Genomic DNA, 15,515 nt, shown 5'->3' with positions numbered 1-15,515 from the left:
TGTGTTCCGAGGATTTGTAGCAGGCTGCAAGAAGTGTAAGCGGTTACAAAAAATAATTTCAGCATTTTCGCAAAAGGCGAAAGATGGATGTGTGACCAATGGCCAGAATTTTAGTGGTTGAAGATGAAAGAGCTGTTCGCGACTTTGTAGCGCGGACATTGGCTTTGCATGGGCATGAAGTGTTGGCCGCGCAAGACGGTGCCGACGCACTTGCGATGATACAAGGCCGTGACGTTGATTTATGTCTAAGCGATATCGCAATGCCGGTGATGGACGGCATTTCCCTTGCCCTGAAAATCAAAGCAGAGCGACCCACAGTTCCGATTATCCTGATGACAGGCTATGCGAACGAGCAACAGCGCGCGCACAATCTTGCATCGCTGTTCGTGGGCCTTATTCCCAAACCATTTGGCATGGATCAGCTGCTGTCGGCTGTGAGTGCCGCCCTTGGGTCACCCATCAGCGCAACTGCCTCGGTTCAGGATACGATCTCCCAGTGGGGTAAACAGTCCAGAGATATTAATTCTTCCAGCGACTGACGGGGGCGAATAACGGCATACTGATCACCCTTGACCATCACTTCGGCCACAAGGGGTCTGGTATTGTAGGTGGACGACATAACTGCCCCGTAAGCCCCACAGGATTTCATGATCATCAGGTCCCCGCCCTGAAGACGCGGTGTCTTACGGCCTTTTGCAAAGGTATCGCCGGATTCGCATATGGGGCCGACAAAATCAGCAACGTCCATTTCAGCATCGGTATCACGCTTAACCGGGAAAAAATCGTGATGTGCATCATACATGGCAGGACGTGCCAGATCGTTCATCGCAGCATCGACAATATAGAATGTTTTGCCTTCGCCTTCTTTGCGGTAGATGACTTCGGTTAACAGTACACCGGCATTGCCTGCGATCAGGCGTCCTGGTTCGAAAATCAGTTCGCAGTCCAGATCGCCGAGCACATCAATAACCATCTGCCCATATTCTGCCGGAAGTGGCGGGGCTTTTTCTTCTGCAACATAGGGAATACCAAGACCACCACCCAGATCAATGTGACGGATATCATGGCCATTGGCGCGAAGGTGCTTTACTAGGTCAACGACCCGGATAAATGCTTCCCGGAATGGAGCCAGGTCGGTTAACTGCGAACCGATATGGACGTCAACGCCAGTGGCAACAAGGCCAGGCAAGGCTGCAATTTTCGCATAGATTTCGTCAACGCGGGTCCATGATATGCCGAATTTGTTTTCGGCTTTACCCGTGGAGATTTTGGCGTGCGTTTTCGCATCCACATCCGGATTTACCCGGATGGATACGGGGGCAGTTTGCTCCATTCTTGTGGCAACAGCGCTCAAAACCTCTAGCTCAGGCTCGCTCTCCACGTTGAATTGTTTGATCCCTGCCTTAAGCGCATATTCCATTTCGTCCGCAGTCTTGCCAACTCCGGAAAAGACGATTTTTTCTGCGGGTATGCCGGCACGCAGGGCACGCATCAACTCGCCCTTGGAGACAACGTCTGCGCCGGCCCCTTCTCGTGCAAGAGTAGCCAGAACTGCCTGATTGGAATTTGCTTTTACCGCGAAACAAATCAACGGGTTCAGTGCTTTGAAGGCATCCCGAAAGACCCGGTAATGACGGGTAAGTGTAGCATGGGAATACACATACACGGGTGTCCCCACAGCTTGTGCAATGGTAGTAAGAGCGACATCCTCGGCATGCAGAATGTCATTTTTGTAAGTAAAGTGGTCCATGGTCAGGCAGCCTTAGTAGGGCGTTAACTGGGTAACTGTGTTGTCAGAGATTGTTTTTCCGGTGCGTCCGGGGGTAACAACTCTCCCTTCTTGCCACAGGCGGTAAGCCCAAGGCAGACCGCAATCACGGGGAAAATAACTTTTACAAGGCGTATCATTTATGTGCCTTTCTTGCTGCGTGTACGGCTTTCCGGACATTGTCCGGTGCAGTGCCGCCAAAACAGGTCCGGCTGGCAACAGATGCGTCTACACTTAGGACCGTGAAAATATCTGCAGTGATCGCTTCGTGGACACCCTGCATGTCTTCAAGGGACAGGTCAGACAGGTCAACGCCGCGGTCTTCTGCAATTTTTACAATGGTACCGGTAACATGATGGGCATCACGGAACGGCATTTTAAGTACCCGGACAAGCCAGTCTGCCAGATCGGTTGCCGTTGAAAAGCCACCACCCGCGGCCGCAGCCATCGCAGTCGCATTCGGGCGCAGGTCTTCGAGCATACCTGTCATGGCAGCCAGACAGAGCGCAAAATCGTCTACAGCCTTGAAAACGGGCTCTTTGTCTTCCTGCATATCCTTGGAATAGGCAAGAGGCAGTCCCTTCATGACAATCATCAGGCCGTTTTGCGCACCGACGATGCGGCCAACCTTGGCACGGACCAGCTCAGCGGCATCCGGGTTGCGTTTTTGCGGCATGATAGAGGATCCGGTCGAAAAAGCATCAGACAGTGTGATGAATTTGAACGGCGCAGTTGCCCACAGGACAATCTCGTCAGCAAGGCGTGACAAATGCACTGCTGCAATAGACATCGCGGACAGAAGTTCCATCGCAAAATCCCTTGCGGATACAGCATCAAGCGAGTTTGCCATAGGTCTGTCAAAACCAAGTTCCCTTGCTGTCATATCCCGGTCAAGCGGGAAGCTGGTACCCGCAAGCGCAGCCGCACCCAGTGGGCATTCATTCATTCGTGCCCGGCAGTCCTGCAGACGGGACCGATCCCGCGCAAACATCTCATAATAGGCCATCAGGTGGTGACCAAGCGTCACTGGCTGTGCTGTTTGCAAATGGGTAAAGCCTGGCATGACCGTGTCTGCATAGCGCTCTGCCTGATTGAGAATGACACTGAGCAGCGCATCATAAGCCGCGATCATGCGGTCGGACGCATCGCGGGTCCATAAACGGAAATCGGTCGCTACCTGATCATTGCGTGACCGGCCTGTGTGAAGGCGTGCACCGGCTGCACCAGCGATCTCCCGCAGGCGGGATTCCACATGCATGTGAATATCTTCCAGTGCCGGGTCGAAGGTCATTTGTCCGGCTTCGATCTCTTTTTCGACCTGGTCCAGTCCCGTCAGGATGGCATCCCGGTCTGCTTCAGTGATGATATTTTGTGCCGCCAGCATTTTGGCATGTGCCTTGGAGCCTCGGATATCTTCGCGGTACAGGCGCTTATCGAAGTCGATGGAGGCATTGATTTCCTGCATGATAGCGCCCGGGCCATCACCAAATCGACCACCCCACATGGAGTTTCCTTTCCCGCCTTCACTTTTTTGTGTATTTTCCAAAGCGGAAGAGGGCTTGTTATTCTGGGCGTCGGGGGTATTTTGTGAACTCATTGCGTACCTACGGAGATTAAATTACATGCTTAAAAAAGAGACCATTCTTGCAGGTCTGGTTATCGTACTTTTCGCGGTCGCAGCATATAGTCAGTTTGCGCCAAGAACAATCAAAGAAGACGGATTTTCTGAATATTTAACCGGCGAAATGGCTAGAATCCGTGTTCACGGTGCTCCAGGCATGGTTTCGGAACACGTTGTAACCCGTGAAGATGGCTCTAAAGTCAAGTTGCGGGATATGACCGGGAAAGTCATGTTGATCAATTTATGGGCCAGTTGGTGTGCGCCGTGTAAGTCCGAGATGCCGGAACTTGCTAACCTGCAAAAGGAGCTTGGTGACGACACATTTGAGGTTGTGGCGATTAATGTTGATCGCGGCGGCATTGCACAGGCGCGCGATGTTTTGGCAGAGTGGGGAATTGAAGGCCTGCCGCTTTATGCGGAACCTACCGCGCAGATTGCGTTCGATCTTGCGCAAGGAGCGCTGCCAATGAGTTTGATTGTTGATAAGTCAGGTAAGGTGCGCGGTAGTTTCCTTGGGCCGCTTAAGTGGGATGCACCCGAGGCGCTTGATTTATTTACCGCGCTCAAGAAACAATAAAATCCCTCTGATTCTATATGAAAAGCCAGCAATTTTGCTGGCTTTTTTGTTTGAAGAACATGCCTTATCCGAGTTTTGTAAGTCCTGGACCTACTTCATCTTTCTCAACGACAAAAGGATCCGCAATCGCGTCATTATACCATTCGGTAATAAAGGGATGGCTGTAGAGAGCCTCTGCGTAGGCTGCCGCTATGCCGTCAATGGGGAGGCCATATGTTTTGAACCGGGATGCAACGGGGGCGTACATCATGTCTGCCGCTGAGAATTCCCCGAACAGGAAGTCGCCGTTTTGGCCAAAACGTTCCCGTGTATCTGTCCATAATGCTACAACACGGTCTACATCTTTCTGAACCGAAGGCCCCAGTTCAAGACCGGAAAATCTGCGGTTCATATTCATGTGTGCATGAGACCTAAGCCCCATGAAGCCACTGTGCATTTCTGCCGTAATGGACCGGGCATGACCATATGCGGCATCATCTTCTGGCCACCAGTATTTTTCCGGTGCTATCCGCGCCATATAATCAATAATTGCAAGAGAATCCCATACGGTGACTGTATCGTGGACAAGTGCAGGGACGCATTTTGTCGGGCTAATACCTTCAAGTCCTTGATAAAATTCAGGTGTATCAAGTCGGAGTACTGTTTCCTCGAACGGCAGGCCGGAATGTTTGAGTGCTAGCCACCCACGCAGGGACCAACTGGAATAGGCTTTTGAGCCAAGATATATTTTTAGGGACATTTTGTTTCCTTCCTCTCTGTCTGCGTCATTAGAAACGAAAAAAGCCCCACGTCAAGGCAGGGCTTCTTTGTGCTGTGAATAGCTGAAGTTTTTAGATACTAGCGTGTTGGTGTTGGAACCTCGCCGCGATAATCGTAAAAACCACGATTGGTTTTGCGGCCCAGCCAGCCAGCTTCCACATATTTTACCAGAAGCGGACACGGGCGGTACTTGCTATCACCCAGACCTTCATACAGAACCTGCATGATAGAAAGACAGGTATCGAGCCCGATGAAGTCAGCTAGTGTCAACGGACCCATTGGGTGGTTGGCGCCAAGACGCATAGCACTGTCGATGGCTTCGACATTACCGACACCTTCATAGAGGGTATAGATCGCCTCGTTGATCATTGGCATCAGGATCCGGTTTACGATGAAAGCCGGGAAGTCTTCTGATACAGCAGTGGTTTTATTCAAGCCGTCGACAAACGCCTGGAAACGATCAAAGGTTGCGTCGCTTGTAGCTATCCCACGGATCAGTTCAACCAGTTTCATTACCGGAACCGGGTTCATGAAATGTACACCCATGAATTGTTCCGGACGGTCTGTACTGGCTGCAAGACGCGTGATGGAAATAGAGGATGTATTAGAGGCGATCAGGGCATCCGGCTTTAATGTTTCGCAAAGCTGGCGAAAGATAGAGGTTTTCACATCTTCTTTCTCGGTCGCTGCCTCAATCACAAGATCACAGTCGGAAAGCGCAGGAATTGTGTCAACCAAAGCGATACGCGCGATGCTGGCATCCATATCGTCCTGGGACAGTTTTCCTTTTGACACCTGACGTGCCATGTTGCCTTTGATAACTTCCAGGCCTGCTTCTGCCCGTTCCAGACTAAGGTCGTTTAGAACAACCTGAAGACCAGACTGTGCGCATACATGGGCTATACCGCTACCCATTTGGCCTGCGCCGATTATACCTACTTTTTCTACCATGACTTACTCTATCCAGACTGTTTTTGAGCTTATATTGCCCGATCTATTGGCAGAGGCAGCAGTCCGCTGGAATACTGCCCCTACGATATTTTTTAGAGAGCCTTCTCGAGCTCCGGTACTGCGTCAAACAGATCAGCGACCAGACCATAATCAGCAACCTGGAAAATTGGTGCTTCTTCGTCTTTGTTGATCGCAACGATCACTTTACTGTCTTTCATGCCTGCAAGGTGCTGGATCGCGCCAGAAATACCAACAGCGATATACAGCTCAGGTGCAACGATTTTACCCGTCTGGCCAACCTGATAGTCGTTTGGAACAAAGCCGGCATCAACGGCAGCACGAGACGCACCAACCGCAGCACCAAGTTTATCGGCAACGGCATCAATAAGGGCAAAGTTCTCGCCAGAGCCCATGCCGCGACCACCAGAAATGATGATCTTCGCACTGGTCAGCTCAGGACGGTCAGACTTGCTGAGTTCTGCGCCAACAAATGAGGACACACCGGAGCCAGCAGCTGCTGAGATTGTCTCCACAGCGGCAGAACCACCTTCGGCGGATGCTTTATCAAAAGCAGTTGCACGTACGGTGATGATTTTCTTGGCGTCAGATGACTGTACCGTTGCAATTGCGTTACCGGCATAGATAGGACGTTTGAATGTGTCTTCGCTGACAACTTCGATAATGTCAGAGATCTGTGCCATATCAAGAGCAGCAGCAACCCGCGGCAAGAAGTTTTTGCCGGTTGTTGTTGCTGGCGCCAGAATGGCATCATAGCTGTCTGCCAGACCAATGACGAGGTTAGCAAGTTCTTCAGCCAGAGCGTGCTCATACAGCGCGTCGTCCGCAACCAGTACTTTGGACACACCGTCGATTTTCGTTGCAGCGTCACCAACAGATGCACAACCAGAGCCAGCGACAAGAAGATGCACATCGCCGAATGTTTTTGCGGCAGTAACAGTTGCCAAAGTTGCGTCTTTAACTTCCGCGTTATCGTGTTCTACAAAAACAAGTGCAGTCATTAGATCAGCCCCTTCTCTTTAAGTTTGCCAACAAGCTCATCAACGCTTTCAACCTTGATGCCAGCTTCACGGGCTGCAGGCTCTTCAACCTTCAGAGTCTTCAGGCGAGGCGTAGCATCCACACCGTAATCCGCTGCTGTTTTCTCATCAATCGGCTTGCGTTTTGCTTTCATGATGTTTGGCAGACTTGCGTACCGTGGCTCGTTCAGGCGAAGGTCTGTTGTAACGATCGCTGGCAAGTTCAGTTTTACTGTCTCCAGACCGCCATCAACTTCACGGGTAACATTCAGGCTGCCATCTTCGGCTTCAACCTTGCTTGCAAACGTGCCCTGTGCCCAGCCTAGAAGCTGTGCCAGCATCTGGCCTGTCTGGTTGCAATCATCATCAATTGCCTGCTTACCCAAAAGAACGATGTCAGGGTTTTCTTCGCCAACAATGCCTTTCAGAATTTTGGCAACGGCCAGCGGGTGAATTTCGTCGTCATGTTCAACGAGAATACCGCGGTCAGCACCCATCGCAAGACCAGTGCGGATTGTCTCTGTCGCGGCTTTTGGGCCGATCGACACAACAACAATCTCTTCAACTTTGCCAGCTTCTTTCAGGCGGATTGCTTCTTCAACTGCAATCTCGTCGAAAGGATTCATGGACATTTTCACATTTGCCAGTTCGACGCCGGTATTGTCCGACTTAACACGAACCTTAACATTATAGTCTACGACCCGCTTGACGGGGACCATAACTTTCATGGTTGACTTACTCCCATAGCTGTGAGGGCTTTTTCAGCCCGGTTATTATCGTACTCCCGGAACAGAAAACCTGTATCGCAGGCCGTTAGAAATCTGGGAAAGAAAGGGTTAAACGAAACATACTCCCGAGTCAATGCATTGCAGTGCAGCATTCCGGCCTGTGGTGGTTGTATTTGCTCGGTGCAGGTGCAAAAAATTGCTCCGGCTAATCGGCGTGTATGCTCCAGTGTTAGAAGGCCGTAACGTCAAGTCTGATAGTTGACAGGTTTTAGCGGGTAGAGCCAGGCACCCACAAAACATCACTTTTACCGCCGTTATTCAGATACCGACCAAGAACGAACAGATGATCAGATAATCTGTTCAGGTATTTGATGGCGACTGGATTGATCGGGACTTCAAGGCTTGCCTCGGTCGCATCCCGTTCTGCCCGGCGCACGATTGTGCGGGCAAGATGCAGATATGTAGACGCCGCCGTTCCCCCCGGCAGGATGAAACTGGTCAGTGGAGACAGTGTTTCATTCATCGAGTCTATTTCTTCTTCAAGCCGTGCGACCTGCGCTTCGGTAACACGTAGTGTCATCTCGCTTGGGGCGAAGTCGTCGCCCGGGGTTGATAGATCAGCGCCCAGATCAAACATTTCATTCTGAATACGGGCCAGCATGTCATCAGCCTGGCCTTCGGTGTGAAGGCGTACGATACCAATCGCTGCATTGGCTTCGTCCACGGCACCGTAGGCACTGATACGGACATGGTGTTTCGGCAGGCGTGAGCCGTCCGCCAAAGATGTTTGGCCTTTGTCACCGCCGCGCGTATAAATTTTTGTCAGTTTAACCACGGTGCTGTCTCCATTTTAAGGTCTTGCGTCTCTTATGCCGTGTAGCCACGTATCAGTGCATCGTTTTATGCGGCTGCTGTTACGGCTGTCAGGAAAACCAGAATGATTGTCAGCGCCTGGAAGAAAACGCGCATCTGCATCAGCTTGTTGCCTTTTTTCTCTGCGTCGCCGCCTTTGCCCATCGTGGTAACACCGGCCACCAGTGTCCCCAGTGTGACAAGTGCCGAGATTACAGCCAAAATCAGTAATATCTTCATGTTAGTATCCGTTTCATCAAGAAAATTCCTGCCCGACTATAGGGGCATTACACCATCATACAAGGTGCAACTTGTCACACCTTCGCGATCAAGGTTGTGTCTTTAGGACTTCATCCGGGGCATAGCCCGCTTCCCTGAGCGACCGCAAGGTAACAGACCGATTGCTTTTAGAGAATTTTTTCCCGTCGTCTTCCAGCAGCAGGGGATGATGATGATACACAGGCGTCGGCAGACCCAGGAGTGTCTGCAGAAGGACATGGATGTGGGTTGCTTCAAATAGGTCCATACCTCTGATTACATGGCTGACATTCTGCAGTGCATCATCCACAACAACAGAAATATGGTAGCTTGTCGGTGTATCCTTACGGGCCAGAATGACATCACCAAACTTCAGTGGGTCAGTCTTTTGTCTGCCGTGGATTTCATCAATCCAGTCAGGCAGGGGCGCTTGCAGGGATGCCAGTGCCTTGTATGTATCCAGTCGCCAGGCGTGCGGGGTACCGCGTGCGATCTTGTCCTGTCCAATAGGGGCGGGCAGGTGTCTGCAGGTGCCAGGGTAAAGCGGACCATCAGGTCCGGTGATGGTTTTGTCGCCTGCTGCCATGATATCCTTCCGGGTGCAGAAGCAGGGGTACAGCAAGCCCGCATCCCGAAGTTTCTGTAGGGCTTCTGCATAGGTTCTGAAATGCTCCGACTGAACACGGACAGGCTCTGGCCATGAGACGCCCAGCCAGTGGAGATCCTCAAAAATACTCTCAGTGTATTCAGGCCGACATCGGACGGTGTCAATATCCTCAATCCGCAAGAGGAATGTACCGCCCTCCGCTGTCGCCCTGTCATGGGCAAGCTGTGCCGAATAGGCGTGGCCTTTGTGCAGATGACCGGTTGGGCTTGGTGCAAAGCGGGTAATAAACGGCTGGCCGATTGGCGATATGGAAGCTGTTTGTTTCTTTGGTGTGCTATTTTTCATTGGTACTATCAGAACCACAAAATATTGTGCTTTATCATTGTTCTGTAACACTGTATCTTGATTATGTCGATGCTGGATATGGGACGTGTTGCCCTCTATATCCACTGACAGGTGGGGCTGGTGTGTCCAGCTGCCTGGGCAACGGTTCTGTTCCCGCGACTTATGAAGGGGGAGCAAGAAATGGGCGTCAATTTTGCACCAGATGGTAGTGGGCCGGGTAATTGTCCGGCACTGGTTTTGAATGCGGATTTCAGACCGCTGACATATTATCCTCTTAGTATCTGGAATTGGCAGACGGCGCTGAAGGCTGTTTTTCTCGAACGTGTCAGCATTCTGAGTGAGTATGAGGAGGAAGTCCATTCCCCCAGCTTTACCATGAAACTGCCCAGCGTAATTGCCCTGAAGAAATATGTCCGGCCTGCGCGCTATCCGGCCTTTACCCGCTTTAACCTCTTTTTGCGTGATCAATTTACCTGCCAATATTGCGGGACTAAAACACGGTCGGTCAAAGACCTGACATTTGATCATGTGACCCCGCGTCGGCTTGGCGGTAAAACTAGTTGGACCAATATTTCCGCGGCCTGTTCGCCCTGTAACCTGCGCAAAGGTGGGCGCACCCCGGCGCAGGCTGGGATGCATTTATTGCAAGAACCCTATAAGCCTACAACATTTGAGCTGAATGAACGGGGAAGGGCCTTCCCGCCCAACTATCTGCATGAAAGCTGGCGTGATTTTCTCTATTGGGACACCGAACTGGAACGGTGAGTCCTGTACGGGATGTTGATTTCCCTAGTGGCGAACTTCAGACGCGTTTGCTGATTTCAATCGCTGCCTTACAGCCCAGTTTAATCAGGCCAGACAAGACAGGGTAACCAGGGGTTTCCTCTGCCCCGTGCTGCAAGGCAATTTCCCGGTGTTCTACTTCTTCTGCCTGAAAAGCACGGATGGTTTCCTGCAGCTCCGGTTCAGCATTTTCCGCCTCCAGGCAGTCCAGCTGTTCCTGATAGTGATCTTCGATGACTTCCTCCACAGCGGCGGTGCAGGCCATGGCAGCTTTTTCCCCCATGAACGCAGTCGCAGCGCCAAGAGCAAACCCGGCAACGTGCCAGATCGGCCCCATTGCAGTAGGACGGACACCGCGCTCGGTCAGCATTTTGTTGAATTTGTCTAGGTGGACTTCTTCCTGCTCAAACATATGCTTCAACAGGCCGGCTTTAGGGTGTGTGTCGCCCATAACAGCCCGCTGGCCTGCATAAATGCGGACCGCACCAAATTCCCCTGCATGGTCAACCCGCAGCATGCTTTCCACTTTATCAGAAAGTGGTTTGTCGCCGGGTAGCGCGCGGGCCGGGGTTTGTTTTTCCAAGACAGGTTTTGGAAGCTGGTCAGCTGATTTAGTCATTCGTACGTCCTTTCACCAGACAAAATAGACCAAGTGCGAGTGCAAGCAAGAAATTATAGCCTGCCATGGATATGCCGAAAAGGGACCATGGTATTTCGTCGCAGCGTACAAGCGGTGCATTCATAATGTTTTCAAGGGCTGTGGAGATATCGCCTGATAAATCTACTGCCTGACTACAGGTGGTTGGTCCCTCCCACCATTTTTGTTCCACACCAGCATGGAAACCCGCGATGCCTGCATCCGTTAAAAACAGGGCGGCCAGCAAAAAGAGGAACCATGTCTTTTTGTGATTGCCTGAAGTCAGGGCAATGATTGTTGCGGCGATAACGGCCATGTACGGATAACGTTGCCACCAGCACATCTCACACGGTGGGTACCCTGCGAATTGAAAGCCAAATGCGGTGGCAAGGATCAAGAAAGCTGCGGTCCCTGCGAAAAGGGCCGGTTGCTCGTTCATGGCAGTTTTCAGCGTGTTGATCATATGGTTTCTCTTTCCGGGCTATCTCGCTTGTCGCTTGGTAATGCGCAACAGTTTTTACTTAGCTAGCAGGTATTAAAAACTTCAGGGCTACGAAACCGCCTATCAGCAGGACGGTGCCCAGTATGAATAATAGTGTCAGTCGTTTTTCAATGAAAGTGCGAATAGGCTCCCCAAATTTCCACAGAAGACCAGCGACCAGATAAAAACGCAGGCCGCGTGCAGGGATGGCAGACAGTATAAAAACAAAGGGGTTCAGACCGGCCACGCCGCTTGCAATGGTGATCACCTTGAACGGAATCGGTGTAAGACCGGCAACAAGGACAATCAGGATGCCGTATTCGTCATAATAGTCCGCAAAAGCCTGATATTTTTCGCCGTAGCCGTATAAGTCCAGCAAAGGCTGGGCAACAGAATCAAACAGGAACATACCAATCAGGTATCCAAGGACGGCACCAAGCACAGAGGCAATCGTCGTTATAGTTGCCAGACGCCATGCTTTCGCGCGGTCAGCAAGGACCATAGGAATAAGCATGACATCAGGTGGAATGGGAAAGAAACTGGATTCAGCAAAAGACAGGATACCAAGCCACCGTTCACCCGCTGGATTGTTAATTTTGGACATCGTCCAGTCATACAGTGGTTTAATCATCGTCGCCCCTTCGTGACACACCCTGAAAATCCTCTATCAGGCTGTGGCACATGTTGCAATTGACCTTTTGGTGAAAATAATGCAAGCGCCGCATTTCTGCGCTTGACCGGGCAGGGAACATGAGTATGATGCGGCCACCAATTCGAGCGTGCCCACGTGGCGGAATTGGTAGACGCGCCGGATTCAAAATCCGGTTCCCTCGCGGGAGTGCCGGTTCGATTCCGGCCGTGGGTACCACTAAAAAGCCCTGACAGTACTGTCGGGGCTTTTTGCTTTTTTAGTCCACTGTGATCATTGGTCGCCGTCTGGAAACGGTTCATCGTAGATACCTTTGGAAAACGAATGGTGCCTGCTAGGCGTGATATCCGTCGGGTACAAACTGACTAATAAGAATGTTTCACGTAACGATAAGGCGAGAATTTTCATGAGGTATTTTACGGTACTTGCGGCGGCATTCCTTGCTGCGGCTTCTGGTGGCAATGTCAGTCAGGCGGACGGTAGTGAATCTAAAGTGGCGGGGCCCTATCTGGGGCAGCAACCGCCGGGTTTGATCCCTGAAGTGTTTGCGCCGGGTCTTGTCTCTACGAACGGCTGGGAATACGGTGGTACCTTCTCCCCTGACATGCAGGAATTTTACTTTCTGGCCCAGAATGAAAAATATTCAGACTCGTCATTCATCCTGTTTAAAAGGGAGGGCGAGACATGGCAGGAGACACGTATCTCTGCCAGAAAAGGTCAGCCCTTTATTGCGCCAGACGGCAAAACTCTTCATCTTGGTCGCCGCTATATGGAACGCACCGATGCAGGCTGGTCGGATGTCAAACAGTTGGACGCGCCTTTCAGTGATATATTGATTATGCGTATGACAGCCTCAGCCAACGGCACATACTATTTTGACACCTATGATAAAGACAATGAAAGCGCGCCAATCCGGTATTCGCGGGTGATAGACGGTAAGTATGAAACGCCAAAACCCTTGAGCGCGGAGATCAATACAGGAACCTATCTAAGTCATCCTTTCATTGCCCCTGACGAATCTTACATTTTGTGGGATGCAAAAAGAGACGACGGACAGGGCAATTCAGATATCTATGTTAGTTTCCGCAAACAGAATGGGGCATGGGGCAAGGCCATTAATCTGGGCGATGCTATTAATACAGATGCCTGGGAAGCATCAGCATCAGTGACACCAGATGGTAAATATTTGTTCTTTAGCCGCAATGTTGGGTCAGATAGTTATGAGAATGTCGATATTTTCTGGGTTGATGCGCAGGTTTTGTATGACCTTAGGCCTGCTGAGTAAAGAGATCGCCAGTTTTCCAGGAAGTTACCGACAGGCAATAAAGCCCTGACAAGACGGTCAGGGCTTCTACTTCTGGACCAGCAGGAATTCCTGGTACTGCTGGTATTACTGCGCCGCCAAGTCTGACGATTAAGGGCTTTTTTTGTACTCCTCCAGTAACCAGTCAGCTTTGTAAAAATAGAATTTAGAATCCTCAATGGCGGAAAATTCGATCGGTTTTCCGTGTGCAATGGCTAGTGCTTCCTCAATGCCTCTATCGCCATAGGGGACGAAACTTTCAACTTCTCCGTCTCTTTCTAAGCGCATTCCTGCTGCGGCAAGATGGTAAGACTGGTCTTGAACGGTCCACTGATAATATTCTGTGAATATAGGGTCATCAGCATAAAAGCGGTCTTTAAAAGTATCAAGGATGTCTGATACTTCAGGTCCTTGAGCTTTCATTTCTTCTTCGATACGGGATGCTAAAGTCTGATAACTGTCTTCGCTTTTTTCAAGTTCATTCATCGCATATTCTTTGGCGCGGACTAGTTGCTGGATCTCATTTCTGCGGGAAGTCAGTGTACTGCTGTAATTCTGCCGTTCCACATCTGAAACAGCTTCCGCCATGCCCGCTTCCAGCTGAGGAATAGTGTCCTTGATGGAAACAATTCCACGCTCATATTTGGCTATCTTCTCTTTGTTTTCCTCAATCCTGGTTGTCAAAGAGTTAAGTTTTTGCTGGCTGGATTGCAGCGCTCCACTCAGGCTTGCAGCATGAGCATTTGCATAGCTATGGTACATCAGATCAAGGAGTGCCTTGCTGCCGTTCAGGGTACATGAATATTCAACAACTTCCCGGCCCTTGTCGTCGGTTGTGTAGTCCCATGACGTTGAACTGCACAGGGCTCTGTTGTCGAATATATCGCCGATGGTAAAGGCCGCTTTTTCATGCAGTCTCCCATTTTTAACGACGTCTATTTCATTTGAACCACATCCGTACAGAAGACTAATCAGACCCGTAACTGCCAGCACTTTTAATTTCATATTTAGATCCCGTATGCACTTGCTACCATTTCAGGAGGCATCTTAAGTTATTGATTTAAAGTGTAAAGTTAACAGGATCTTAATTTTCAATATTATCTGGTTTGGTCCCCTCAATGCGAGGGTGATGCTATTCGTCTATTACTTCTCGTGTGAGTACAAAAGCGCCGCGAATGTCGCCTGTCTGAAACCCTGTGGCTTTGTCGTCAGGATACATAGAGGTTATGTGCGTTTGCAGTTCAGGTTCAATATCGGTCCCGTGACAAGCAGTGCAAAGCGCGCCAGTAGGTATGGCCTTCATATACCGAAATGTACCACCGGCCGTTTCTGACCATTCCAGCTCCTTCAGGGGCATGCCGTCCAGTTTCTGCTGTTCGAACATCTGCAGCATTTCTACCTGCCACTGGGAGGGCGCATTGGCAGTGTTCCTGGGTTTGAGGGATGTGCGTCCGACAGTCCAGCCAGTGCTTTTTTTAAAGTCTTGGGCAATTTGCGGGGCTTGGGCATTACAAACAGACACGGCCGCCATAATACCGCCTTCGTCAAAAGCAGTCAGTAGCTGCGCCTTGAGTGTTTTCCCGAAATTCATTGCAAGCTCTCTGGCTTCATTGGTCAGCGCCGTTTGATTTTCTTCACTGGCGAAAGCTGCGGGTGTCAAGATTATTGCGGCAATCAGGATTATTGATTTCACGGGGCACTACTCCTGCAGAGGGTGAGTTTTAGATATAACCAGACTTATGTACGATTTTTATTTCTCAGCGGTGAACTGCTCGAAAGCCAGCATGGTGTCCGCCGCATACATCAGTGACGGGCCGCCGCCCATGTAAACAGCCATCCCCAGCATTTCCTGTATTTCTTCTTTGGTTGCGCCCAAATCCACCAGGGCTTTGGTATGAAAACCAATACAGCCATCACACCGGGTCGCAACGCCAATGGCCAGTGCAATCAGTTCCTTGGTCTTTTTGTCAAGGGCACCGTCCGCGGTCGCCGCCTGGGATAGGGCGTAAAAACCCTGCATGGTGTCGGGAATATCCTTGCGAAGTGTCCGCATACCAGTGCCAATACGTTTGATGATTTCCGGGTAAGACTTGGACATGGATAGCTCCTTTTCTATGAGTAAAAATACTTGAAATTATTAGCAGTTACTAATATATCGT

19 protein-coding genes and 1 tRNA gene are annotated in these 15,515 nt (G+C 50.6%); 5 read left to right on the top strand and 15 right to left on the bottom strand.

Going from position 1 to position 15,515, the window contains the following annotated elements; genetic code table 11:
* The first annotated feature begins 98 nt into the window (after positions 1 to 98).
* The gene (locus tag IE181_RS00955; RefSeq protein WP_191249691.1) at positions 99 to 539 is read left to right on the top strand and encodes a response regulator; all 441 of its coding nucleotides are present in this window, start codon (positions 99 to 101) and stop codon (positions 537 to 539) included.
* Here the strand turns inward: IE181_RS00955 and lysA are convergent.
* Together lysA and argH are read right to left on the bottom strand one after the other, a co-directional pair.
* A complete protein-coding gene (gene lysA, locus IE181_RS00950) occupies positions 479 to 1,750 on the bottom strand; it encodes a diaminopimelate decarboxylase (protein ID WP_191249690.1) in 1,272 nt (423 codons plus the stop codon). The genes IE181_RS00955 and lysA overlap by 61 nt on opposite strands.
* Before the next feature lie 154 nt (positions 1,751 to 1,904).
* Entirely contained in the window at positions 1,905 to 3,365 is a 1,461-nt protein-coding gene (gene argH, locus IE181_RS00945; RefSeq protein WP_191249689.1) for an argininosuccinate lyase, read from the bottom strand.
* Positions 3,366 to 3,390: 25 nt separating this feature from the next.
* Between argH and IE181_RS00940 the strand changes: the two genes are divergently transcribed.
* Positions 3,391 to 3,966 (top strand): TlpA disulfide reductase family protein, encoded by a 576-nt coding sequence (locus IE181_RS00940; RefSeq protein ID WP_191249688.1) that lies wholly within the window; start codon positions 3,391 to 3,393, stop codon positions 3,964 to 3,966.
* Between the two features lie 64 nt (positions 3,967 to 4,030).
* Here IE181_RS00940 and IE181_RS00935 read toward each other — a convergent pair whose 3' ends face one another.
* The 7 genes from IE181_RS00935 to gluQRS form a co-directional block, all read right to left on the bottom strand.
* Complete coding sequence (locus IE181_RS00935) at positions 4,031 to 4,705, bottom strand: glutathione S-transferase family protein (RefSeq protein ID WP_191249687.1); 675 nt, start codon at positions 4,703 to 4,705, stop codon at positions 4,031 to 4,033.
* Positions 4,706 to 4,803: 98 nt separating this feature from the next.
* Entirely contained in the window at positions 4,804 to 5,676 is an 873-nt protein-coding gene (locus IE181_RS00930; RefSeq protein WP_191249686.1) for a 3-hydroxybutyryl-CoA dehydrogenase, read from the bottom strand.
* A 92-nt stretch (positions 5,677 to 5,768) separates the two neighbouring features.
* Entirely contained in the window at positions 5,769 to 6,695 is a 927-nt protein-coding gene (locus tag IE181_RS00925; protein ID WP_191249685.1) for an electron transfer flavoprotein subunit alpha/FixB family protein, read from the bottom strand.
* Positions 6,695 to 7,441, bottom strand: a complete 747-nt coding sequence (locus IE181_RS00920) for an electron transfer flavoprotein subunit beta/FixA family protein (protein ID WP_191249684.1) — start codon at positions 7,439 to 7,441, stop codon at positions 6,695 to 6,697. Before IE181_RS00920 ends, IE181_RS00925 begins: the two co-directional genes overlap by 1 nt.
* A gap of 268 nt (positions 7,442 to 7,709) precedes the next feature.
* A complete protein-coding gene (locus IE181_RS00915; protein WP_191249683.1) occupies positions 7,710 to 8,276 on the bottom strand; it encodes a cob(I)yrinic acid a,c-diamide adenosyltransferase in 567 nt (188 codons plus the stop codon).
* Between the two features lie 65 nt (positions 8,277 to 8,341).
* Positions 8,342 to 8,533, bottom strand: coding sequence for a twin transmembrane helix small protein (locus IE181_RS00910; RefSeq protein ID WP_191249682.1), 192 nt, complete (start codon positions 8,531 to 8,533; stop codon positions 8,342 to 8,344).
* Positions 8,534 to 8,621: 88 nt separating this feature from the next.
* Positions 8,622 to 9,503 carry a tRNA glutamyl-Q(34) synthetase GluQRS gene (gene gluQRS / locus IE181_RS00905; RefSeq protein ID WP_191249681.1) on the bottom strand — a complete coding sequence of 294 codons (882 nt, stop codon included), beginning with the start codon at positions 9,501 to 9,503 and terminating at the stop codon, positions 8,622 to 8,624.
* Between the two features lie 180 nt (positions 9,504 to 9,683).
* Here gluQRS and IE181_RS00900 point away from each other — a divergent pair, with 180 nt between their 5' ends.
* On the top strand, positions 9,684 to 10,268 hold the full coding sequence (locus IE181_RS00900) for an HNH endonuclease (protein WP_191249680.1): 585 nt from the start codon (positions 9,684 to 9,686) through the stop codon (positions 10,266 to 10,268).
* A gap of 37 nt (positions 10,269 to 10,305) precedes the next feature.
* Here the strand turns inward: IE181_RS00900 and IE181_RS00895 are convergent, their stop codons facing one another.
* From IE181_RS00895 to IE181_RS00885, 3 genes are all read right to left on the bottom strand, one after another.
* A complete protein-coding gene (locus IE181_RS00895; protein ID WP_373308355.1) occupies positions 10,306 to 10,803 on the bottom strand; it encodes a demethoxyubiquinone hydroxylase family protein in 498 nt (165 codons plus the stop codon).
* 94 nt (positions 10,804 to 10,897) lie between these two features.
* Positions 10,898 to 11,386 carry a disulfide bond formation protein B gene (locus tag IE181_RS00890; RefSeq protein WP_229819041.1) on the bottom strand — a complete coding sequence of 163 codons (489 nt, stop codon included), beginning with the start codon at positions 11,384 to 11,386 and terminating at the stop codon, positions 10,898 to 10,900.
* 58 nt (positions 11,387 to 11,444) lie between these two features.
* Positions 11,445 to 12,035: a YqaA family protein gene (locus tag IE181_RS00885; protein WP_191249678.1), complete on the bottom strand. Its 591-nt coding sequence runs from the start codon at positions 12,033 to 12,035 to the stop codon at positions 11,445 to 11,447.
* A gap of 150 nt (positions 12,036 to 12,185) precedes the next feature.
* Here IE181_RS00885 and IE181_RS00880 point away from each other — a divergent pair.
* A tRNA-Leu gene (locus tag IE181_RS00880) sits at positions 12,186 to 12,272 on the top strand.
* A 187-nt stretch (positions 12,273 to 12,459) separates the two neighbouring features.
* Positions 12,460 to 13,338 carry a TolB-like translocation protein gene (locus IE181_RS00875; protein ID WP_191249677.1) on the top strand — a complete coding sequence of 293 codons (879 nt, stop codon included), beginning with the start codon at positions 12,460 to 12,462 and terminating at the stop codon, positions 13,336 to 13,338.
* A gap of 129 nt (positions 13,339 to 13,467) precedes the next feature.
* Here IE181_RS00875 and IE181_RS00870 read toward each other — a convergent pair whose 3' ends face one another.
* From IE181_RS00870 to IE181_RS00860, 3 genes are all read right to left on the bottom strand, one after another.
* A complete protein-coding gene (locus IE181_RS00870) occupies positions 13,468 to 14,361 on the bottom strand; it encodes a coiled-coil domain-containing protein (protein ID WP_191249676.1) in 894 nt (297 codons plus the stop codon).
* A 127-nt stretch (positions 14,362 to 14,488) separates the two neighbouring features.
* Complete coding sequence (locus IE181_RS00865) at positions 14,489 to 15,049, bottom strand: Tll0287-like domain-containing protein (RefSeq protein ID WP_191249675.1); 561 nt, start codon at positions 15,047 to 15,049, stop codon at positions 14,489 to 14,491.
* Between the two features lie 57 nt (positions 15,050 to 15,106).
* Positions 15,107 to 15,454, bottom strand: coding sequence for a carboxymuconolactone decarboxylase family protein (locus IE181_RS00860; protein ID WP_191249674.1), 348 nt, complete (start codon positions 15,452 to 15,454; stop codon positions 15,107 to 15,109).
* Positions 15,455 to 15,515 lie beyond the last annotated feature (61 nt).

This window comes from Kordiimonas sediminis (assembly GCF_014656395.1).
Classification (GTDB): Bacteria; Pseudomonadota; Alphaproteobacteria; order Sphingomonadales; family Kordiimonadaceae; genus Kordiimonas_A; species Kordiimonas_A sediminis.
Note: the sequence above shows the minus strand (reverse complement) of the source record. Positions and strands in the feature narration are given on the sequence as shown.

Excerpts from the sequence above, each read along its gene's own strand:
- IE181_RS00900 (WP_191249680.1), top strand. The coding sequence starts at position 9,684 with ATGGGCGTCAATTTTGCACCAGATGGTAGTGGGCCGGGTAATTGTCCG.
- IE181_RS00955 (WP_191249691.1), top strand. The coding sequence starts at position 99 with ATGGCCAGAATTTTAGTGGTTGAAGATGAAAGAGCTGTTCGCGACTTT.
- IE181_RS00925 (WP_191249685.1), bottom strand. The coding sequence starts at position 6,695 with ATGACTGCACTTGTTTTTGTAGAACACGATAACGCGGAAGTTAAAGAC.
- IE181_RS00910 (WP_191249682.1), bottom strand. The coding sequence starts at position 8,533 with ATGAAGATATTACTGATTTTGGCTGTAATCTCGGCACTTGTCACACTG.
- IE181_RS00890 (WP_229819041.1), bottom strand. The coding sequence starts at position 11,386 with ATGATCAACACGCTGAAAACTGCCATGAACGAGCAACCGGCCCTTTTC.
- IE181_RS00930 (WP_191249686.1), bottom strand. The coding sequence starts at position 5,676 with ATGGTAGAAAAAGTAGGTATAATCGGCGCAGGCCAAATGGGTAGCGGT.
- IE181_RS00860 (WP_191249674.1), bottom strand. The coding sequence starts at position 15,454 with ATGTCCAAGTCTTACCCGGAAATCATCAAACGTATTGGCACTGGTATG.
- IE181_RS00895 (WP_373308355.1), bottom strand. The coding sequence starts at position 10,803 with ATGCTGCGGGTTGACCATGCAGGGGAATTTGGTGCGGTCCGCATTTAT.
- IE181_RS00920 (WP_191249684.1), bottom strand. The coding sequence starts at position 7,441 with ATGAAAGTTATGGTCCCCGTCAAGCGGGTCGTAGACTATAATGTTAAG.
- IE181_RS00885 (WP_191249678.1), bottom strand. The coding sequence starts at position 12,035 with ATGATTAAACCACTGTATGACTGGACGATGTCCAAAATTAACAATCCA.
- lysA (WP_191249690.1), bottom strand. The coding sequence starts at position 1,750 with ATGGACCACTTTACTTACAAAAATGACATTCTGCATGCCGAGGATGTC.
- IE181_RS00940 (WP_191249688.1), top strand. The coding sequence starts at position 3,391 with ATGCTTAAAAAAGAGACCATTCTTGCAGGTCTGGTTATCGTACTTTTC.
- gluQRS (WP_191249681.1), bottom strand. The coding sequence starts at position 9,503 with ATGAAAAATAGCACACCAAAGAAACAAACAGCTTCCATATCGCCAATC.
- argH (WP_191249689.1), bottom strand. The coding sequence starts at position 3,365 with ATGAGTTCACAAAATACCCCCGACGCCCAGAATAACAAGCCCTCTTCC.
- IE181_RS00935 (WP_191249687.1), bottom strand. The coding sequence starts at position 4,705 with ATGTCCCTAAAAATATATCTTGGCTCAAAAGCCTATTCCAGTTGGTCC.
- IE181_RS00870 (WP_191249676.1), bottom strand. The coding sequence starts at position 14,361 with ATGAAATTAAAAGTGCTGGCAGTTACGGGTCTGATTAGTCTTCTGTAC.
- IE181_RS00875 (WP_191249677.1), top strand. The coding sequence starts at position 12,460 with ATGAGGTATTTTACGGTACTTGCGGCGGCATTCCTTGCTGCGGCTTCT.